The organism is Segeticoccus sp., from assembly GCF_035708005.1.
On the sequence record NZ_DASSTI010000033.1, the window covers coordinates 1 to 7,112 of the forward strand.

Annotated in this window: 9 protein-coding genes; 7 read left to right on the forward strand and 2 right to left on the reverse strand. The window is 73.2% G+C overall.

Going from position 1 to position 7,112, the window contains the following annotated elements; all coding sequences use genetic code 11:
* The 6 genes from VFL99_RS03840 to VFL99_RS03865 form a co-directional block, all read left to right on the forward strand.
* Positions 1-942 (forward strand): 2-keto-3-deoxygluconate permease (locus VFL99_RS03840; RefSeq protein WP_325105009.1); only part of this gene is annotated, 942 nt, incomplete at its 5' end.
* Positions 939-2,207 (forward strand): four-carbon acid sugar kinase family protein, encoded by a 1,269-nt coding sequence (locus tag VFL99_RS03845; protein ID WP_325105010.1) that lies wholly within the window; start codon positions 939-941, stop codon positions 2,205-2,207. The genes VFL99_RS03840 and VFL99_RS03845, both read left to right, overlap by 4 nt.
* Positions 2,204-3,217, forward strand: a complete 1,014-nt coding sequence (gene pdxA / locus VFL99_RS03850) for a 4-hydroxythreonine-4-phosphate dehydrogenase PdxA (protein ID WP_325105011.1) — start codon at positions 2,204-2,206, stop codon at positions 3,215-3,217. The genes VFL99_RS03845 and pdxA overlap by 4 nt, the downstream gene beginning before the upstream one ends.
* A gap of 1 nt (position 3,218) precedes the next feature.
* Entirely contained in the window at positions 3,219-4,019 is an 801-nt protein-coding gene (locus tag VFL99_RS03855) for a DeoR/GlpR family DNA-binding transcription regulator (RefSeq protein ID WP_325105012.1), read from the forward strand.
* Positions 4,020-4,083: 64 nt separating this feature from the next.
* Positions 4,084-4,506, forward strand: a complete 423-nt coding sequence (locus VFL99_RS03860) for a VOC family protein (protein WP_325105013.1) — start codon at positions 4,084-4,086, stop codon at positions 4,504-4,506.
* Complete coding sequence (locus VFL99_RS03865; RefSeq protein WP_325105014.1) at positions 4,507-4,920, forward strand: SAM-dependent methyltransferase; 414 nt, start codon at positions 4,507-4,509, stop codon at positions 4,918-4,920.
* A gap of 6 nt (positions 4,921-4,926) precedes the next feature.
* On the opposite strand, the gene VFL99_RS03870 is transcribed toward VFL99_RS03865, so the two are convergent.
* Entirely contained in the window at positions 4,927-5,661 is a 735-nt protein-coding gene (locus VFL99_RS03870; protein WP_325105015.1) for an AfsR/SARP family transcriptional regulator, read from the reverse strand.
* A gap of 158 nt (positions 5,662-5,819) precedes the next feature.
* Positions 5,820-6,017 (reverse strand): hypothetical protein, encoded by a 198-nt coding sequence (locus tag VFL99_RS03875; RefSeq protein ID WP_325105016.1) that lies wholly within the window; start codon positions 6,015-6,017, stop codon positions 5,820-5,822.
* A gap of 265 nt (positions 6,018-6,282) precedes the next feature.
* Here VFL99_RS03875 and VFL99_RS03880 point away from each other — a divergent pair.
* The coding region (locus VFL99_RS03880; RefSeq protein ID WP_325105017.1) for a MinD/ParA family ATP-binding protein at positions 6,283-7,112 on the forward strand (830 nt) is incomplete at its 3' end.

Below are 7,112 nucleotides of genomic sequence, written 5' to 3' on the forward strand. Positions count from 1 at the left end.
GGAGCGCTGTTCAGCGACGGCGCGCTCCCCATCCTCGCGGTGTTCTACGTCTGCATGGGCGCGACCATCGAGGTGCGCCAGACGCCGTACATCGTGAAGAAGGGCGGCGCGCTGTTCCTGACCAAGGTGCTCGTCGCGGTCGTCATCGGGGTGATCCTCGGCCGGTTCCTCGGCGAGACCCCGGTGACCTCGGGCTTCTTCGCCGGGATCTCCACGCTGGCCGTGGTGGCCGCCTTCAACGACACCAACGGTGGCCTCTACATGGCGCTGATGGGGCAGTTCGGGAAGGGCGAGGACGTCGGTGCGTACTCGATCATGAGCATCGAGTCCGGGCCGTTCCTGACGATGCTGACGCTGGGGGCCGCGGGGCTCTCCGCCTTTCCCTGGCAGGCGCTGCTCGGCGCGATCCTTCCGCTGCTGGTCGGCATCGTGCTGGGCAGCCTGGACCAGCAGCTGCGCGGGTTCCTGGGTGCAGCGGTCCCGGTGATGATCCCGTTCTTCGCCTTCTCGCTGGGCGCCGGCATCGACCTGGCGAGCATCTGGCAGACCGGCCTGCTGGGCATCCTGCTCGGCCTGGTGGTGGTGACGGTGACCGGAGCGTTCCTGTTCGTCGCCGACAAGGCCACCGGCGGGAAGGGCACCACAGGACTCGCCGCCGCCTCCACCGCGGGCAACGCCGCGGCGGTGCCGGCCATCGTGGCCTCCGCCAATCCCGCCTACCAGCCGGCCGCTGCCCAGGCGACTTTGCTGGTGGCCACCAGCGTCGTGGTCACCGCCGTGTGCGTGCCGTTCCTCACCGCCTGGTGGGCTCGCCGGGTCGGCGTGCCCGACGCCACCGCCAGCGACGCGGCAGCCCTGACCGAGTCCGGTGCGACCACCGACCCGGCCGCGCCGGCGGGCCGGCCGGAGGGCACCCTGGCCACCGACGGGCAGCGTGCATGACGCAGAGCAGAACCGCTGCCGATGAGGTTGTCGAGGCCCTCGTGGTCGCCGACGACCTCACCGGCGCGGCCGACACCGCCGTGGCCTTCGCCGCGGCGGGTCGGCCCACCCAGGTGGCCTTCGCCGGCACACGGCCGAACCACCACCGCGGACAGGCAGGCCGCGGGCCGGCACAACGCCCGCCGGCCGTGCTCGCCCTGGACACCGACTCCCGGCGCCACACGGCCGGGGACGCGGCCGCCGCCGTGACCGCCGCGCTGCGGACCGCGCCGCCGGCGCGACTGCGAATGAAGAAGATCGACTCCACCATGCGCGGCAACATCGGCGCGGAGACGACCGCCGCCCTCGATGTGCTCGGCGGCACCCTGGCTCTCTGCGCGCCGGCCTTCCCCGCGGCGGGACGGCAGACCCGCGGCGGCGTGCAGTGGGCCGCGGGCAGCCGGATCGGCTACGTCGCCGACTGCTTCACCGGGCTCCGGGTCGTCAACGTCGGTCTGGACGCCGTGCGCGCGGGCCGCGGCCAGGAGGAGCTGCTGCGGCTCGCCGCCGACGAGCCCACGGTGGCCGTCGTGGACGCCGAGACCGACGAGGATCTCCACCAGGTCGTGCGGGCCGGCGCGGCCCTCCCGCACGACGTGCTCTGGGTCGGCTCCGGCGGGCTGGGCGCCGCCTTGGCGCGCGTCACCCCGGCGCCGGGGACCAACGAGACGAGCAGCCGCCCAGCCGGGAACCGACCGACCGGCGTCGAGGGGCCCGCGCTGGTCATCGTGGGCTCCGCAACCACCGTGGCCACCGCGCAGGCGGACACGCTCGTGGCGGCCGGTGCCGCCGAGGTGGCCGTCCCCGCCGGCGCGCTGCTCGACGGCCAGGCCGACCGCTTCGCCGAGCGGGCCACGGGTCTGCTGGCGGACGGGCGCGACGTGGTGGTCAGGATCCTCTCCGACGGGCGCATCGAGCCGGGCCACGGACGCCGCGTCGTCGAGTCGCTCGGTGCTGTGCTCGCCCCGGTCGTCGCCGCGGCTCGTCCCGCCGCGATAGTCGCGACCGGCGGGGAGACGGCCCTGACCCTGGCCCTGGCGGCCGGCGCCCACGGGCTCGAGGTGCACGCCGAGCTGGAGCCCGGGGTCGTGCACAGCACCCTGACCGGCGGCCCGGGTAGCACGATCGTGACCAAGGCGGGCGCCTTCGGCGACGCCGGAACGCTGGTCCGGTCCCTTGGAATACTCAGAGTTGGAACCGACCACGATCAGGAAGGGCTTCGATGAGCAATCGACCAGTGATCGCACTCACCATGGGAGACGCGGCCGGGATCGGCCCCGAGGTCGTCGTCAAGGCAGCCGCCCACCACGACCTGGCCTCCTTCTGCACGCCGGTGGTCGTGGGTGACCTGGCGCGGCTGCGGCGCGCGGCCGCGCGGTGCGGTGTCGACGTGGAGCTCGAGGCGGTCAGCGACCCGCGCAAGGCGATCCCGGGCCGGGGACGGCTCGCCGTCCTCGACGTGGGCGGCGTCCCGGAGGACCTGCCGTTCGGTGAGCTCTCGGCGGCGGCCGGCGAGGCGGCGTACCGGTTCATCGAACGCGCCTCGGCGTTGGCCGTCGCCGGCGAGGTGGATGCGATCTGTACCGCACCGCTCAACAAGGAGGCGCTGCACGCTGCCGGCCACAAGTTCCCCGGCCACACCGAGCTGCTGGCGCACCTGACCGGCACCCCGGAGGTGTCGATGATGCTGACCGCCCCGAACCTGCGGGTCATCCACGTGACCACGCACATCGGCCTGGTCGACGCGGTAGACAAGATCGAGCCGGACCTGGTCTACCGCACCGTGCGCCGTGGCTACGACACCCTGCGGAAGGCCGGCATCGAGCAGCCGCGGATCGCGGTCTGCGGCATCAACCCGCACGCGGGCGAGAACGGGCTGTTCGGACGCGGCGAGGAGGAGCAGAAGATCACGCCGGGCCTCGAGCAGGCGCGCGCCGAAGGCATCGACGCGCTCGGACCGCTGCCCGCCGACACCGTGTTCTTCCGGGCCGGCCGCGGCGACTTCGACCTCGTGGTCGCGATGTACCACGACCAGGGGCATGGCCCGATCAAGGTGATGGGCCTCGAGGCCGGCGTGAACATCACCGTCGGGCTGCCGGTGATCCGCACCAGCGTCGACCACGGCACCGCCTTCGACATCGCCGGGACCGGGAAGGCGGACGAGCGCAGCATGGTGGAGGCCATGCGCCAGGCCGCGGAGCTCGCTGCCCCAGAGGGCGCCGGCGCGGGTGCGTGAGATGTCCGGCGGGCTCAGCGGCGACGAGCGCCGCGAGCGGCTGCTCGCGCTGGTGACCCAGGGCGTGAACCGTGCCGATGACCTGGCCGCCACGCTCGGGGTCACGGTCTCGACGATCCGGCGCGACCTGGGCCGGCTGGTGTCGGAGGGCCGGGTGGTGCGGACGTACGGCGGTGCGGTGGCCGGCCTGCAGGCGGTCTCGGAGGCCCCGCTGGCCGAACGGGCCCGGCAGCACCGCGCCGCCAAGGAGGCCATCGGCCGGCTCGCCGCCTCCCTCGTCGAGGACGACCAGACCCTCCTGCTGGACGCCGGTACGACGGTGGCACGGCTCGCCGCAGCGCTGCGCGGCAGGTCGGGACTGACCGTCGTGACCTCCGGGCTCAGCACCGCCGAGGAGCTGGAGCCGGTGCCCGACATCGAGCTGTACCTGCTCGGCGGACGGGTCCGCCGCATCAGCCAGGGACTGGTCGGCCCGCTCGCCGAGGCGGCCCTGCGCCGGATCACCGCGGACACGGTCTTCCTGGGCGCAGACGGGCTCGATCCCCGGCGCGGCATCTGCGAGGCGACGCTGGAGCAGACCCATCTCAAGGAGCTGATGGCCGGGTCGGCCGGGCGCGTCGTCGTGCTCGCCGATGCCAGCAAGTTGGGCGTGGCGCCGTTCGAGGCGTGGGCGCCGCTGGACCCGCCGTGGACGCTGGTCACCGACTCCGGCGCGGACCCGGCGATGCTCGAGCGGTTCGGGACCGCCGGGGTCACGGTCCTGGTCGCGGAGGTGCCGGACGCCGTGGAGGCGACCGCCTGAGCGCGGCGGCGATATCGTGGCAGCGGCCCTTCGGAAGGGCCGTTCTGAGAGTGGGTGGTGCCGCATGGCCACCGTGCGCTACATCGTCGACGACGTGACCGCCGCGATCGGCTTCTACAGCGAGCGTCTGGGATTCCGGGTGGTCATGCACCCGGCGCCGCAGTTCGCGATGCTGGTGCGCGATGACCTGCGCCTCAACTTGGTCTCGCCGGTGACTGCCGACCAGCCCGGCGGCGGGTCGAGGCCGATGGCCGACGGCACCGCGCAGCACCCGGGCGGGTGGAACCGCTTCGCGCTCGAGGTCGAGGACCTGGAGGAGACCGTCGCCGCGTTGCGCGCGGCGGGCGTGGCCTTCCGCAGCGGGATCATCGACGGGGTCGGCGGTCGGCAGGCGCTCGCCGAGGATCCGTCGGGCAACCTGGTCGAGCTCTTCGAGCCCACCATTCCTCAGGCCCGAGAACGCGCCGCCTTCACCGAGGCCGACTAGATGAGCACCGGCTACACGGTCCGGCCGATCGGCCATGTCGAGTCCACGCTCACCGAAGTGGACGAGGCACCGAACCAGTCCGGCCGCGACGGCGCTCCCCCAGCCTGGCTGGTCCTCGACTCCGAGATCGTCGAGGGCGCCCGCGACCTCCGACCCGGCCAGGAGATCCTGCTGTTCACCTGGCTGCACCTCTCGCCCCGCGACGAGCTCTCCACCGTGCCCGGTGACGACCCCGGCGGCCCCGAGCGTGGCGTCTTCAGCACCCGGTCACCCAACCGCCCCAACCCCGTCGGTCTGCACCGCGTGACCGTGCTCGCCGTGCAGCCGGGGCGCCTCCGGGTCAGCTCTTTGGAGGTCGTGGACGGGACACCGATCCTCGACATCAAGCCGCCGATCCGCCCGCAGGAGAGGTAAGCGGCGTCACCCGCGCGGGCGCGGGATGCGGGCCATCGGCACCAGCCGGGCCAGCTCCGGTGACGGCGCGATCGCCAGCTCGGTCTGCAGCCGGCGCCGGTAGCCCTCGTACTCCTGGACCGCGGCGGCCGGGTTACCGGCGCGCAGGTGGGCCCGGATCGCGATCGCGTGCGCGCTCTCCCGCAGCGGCTCCAGCGCGACCGCCTCGAGCGAGGCAGTCAGCGCCAGCTCCGGCTCGCCGCCGAGCAGCTCGCGCTCGGCGAGCGCCTCGAGCGCCCGGATCCGGATGTGCTGCAGCCGCTCCTTCTCGAACAGCACCCAGTCGTCGTACCAGCCCGGCAGCAGGTCGGCCGAGGCGAGCCGCACCAGCGCCTCCCGGGCGTCGCCGTCGGGCGACTGCCCGATCCCGCCCAGGCTGTGCAGCATGTCCTGCACGTCGACGCTGACCTCGGGGGCGAGCGCGAGAGAGGTCCGGCCCACCTCCAGCATGTCGCCGACCAGCTTCCTGCTGCGCAGCACCGCCGCCCGCAGGCTGGCCAGCGCCCGGTGCTCGGGGGTGTCCGGCCACAGCATCCCGGCGACGTAGGACCGGGACCGCCGGCCGCGCAGGGCCAGGAAGGCCAGCAGCCGCTGCTCGCGACGGGCGATCTCGACCGAGTGGTCCTCGACGCGCACGTCGAAGCATCCGAAAAGCCTGAGCTGCAGCCGGCCGGCTGCGACCGTGACGCCGACTCCTGGCATCTCAGCCCCCTCCCCGCTGGGATGCGCACACCCGCCGGACCCCCGACGAATCCGCGACAGCTTTCACTGTTGAGGCGGATGGTGCAGGTGTCAAGGCTGAGGTCTGCGAAGCCGGTGGACTGCTCCCGAGATGGGCCGAATGCCCCCCCGCGGAAGCCTCAGATGCCCAGGGCGGCCAGCCACTCGTCGAGAGCAGAGTGCAGCTGGTCGGCGCTCGTCACCGCCCGCACGTCCGGGGTCGCGGCCGTGCCGGCCCCGGTGATCCGGGCCAGCATCGCGCCACCCGCGCCGTGCCTCCAGACGCTGATCACCAGCACGCCGTCGGCATCGGCGACCGGTCCCCCCGGTTGCTCCACGATGTCCCCAATGTGGACGTTGGTCCGAATTCCCCCAAGAACCGTTGTAGCACGGATCGCACCGCTGACCACATCGATCACACCAATCTCCGAGCGCGCTCCCGGGGGGCGGAGCCCGCTGTCACGGACCTGTCACGCGGCTGTCACGCCCGGGTCACGTGCCACCGCGTCGAATGACGAACACGGTGCACCACTGGTGAACCCGCGTGGCCCCCGAAGTGTCGGGGGCCACGTTCGCCCTTCCCGAAACCCGAAGGGGGACCGGATGCTTCCTACGACCAGCCTCGATGAGAACAGCTCGCTGACCGCCCCCATGGCACCCCGGCCCGACGCCGAGGCGACCGGCGCGAGCACCCCGCTGCCCCCGGGCACCTTGACCGCCTCCGCGTTCACAGACGCGGAGATGCTGCCCCGTCGTGACCCACGACCGGAGGTCGGCTGGCGGCGGACGGTGTACCGCGCCTCCCGCGGTCGGCTCAACACGGGGCCCGGTCCCGACGAGCGGCGGTACGCCGAGATCGAGCGGCGACTGTGCACGCCGATCCAGGGATCCCGGCGCGTGGTGGTGATGAGCCGCAAGGGCGGGGTCGGCAAGACCACCATGACCCTGGCGATCGGCGGCGTGCTCGCAACCGTGCGCGGCGACCGAGTGGTGGCCGTCGACGCCAACCCCGACGCGGGCAACCTGGCCCACCGGGTCGCGCCGCCGCGAGGCCGCACCATCACCGACGTGCTCGCCGACATGGACAAGATCGAGAGCTACGCCGACCTGCGCTCCTACCTCTCCCAGGCGCACGAGTCCCGCCTGGAGGTGCTCGCCTCCGACGACGACCCGCGCATCGGGATGGCCCTCGACCGCAGCGACTACCACCGGCTGATCGGCATGCTCGACCACTTCTACAACCTGATCCTGCTCGACACCGGGACGGGGATCCTCGACAGCGCCAACCAGGGCCTGCTGTCGGAGGCCGACGAGCTCGTCGTGGTGCTGCGCGCCGGGATCGACGGAGGGCGTGCGGCCGCGCTCACCCTCGACTGGCTGGAGGAGCACGAGCACCAGGACCTCGTCGAGCGCGCGGTCGTGGTGATCAACGG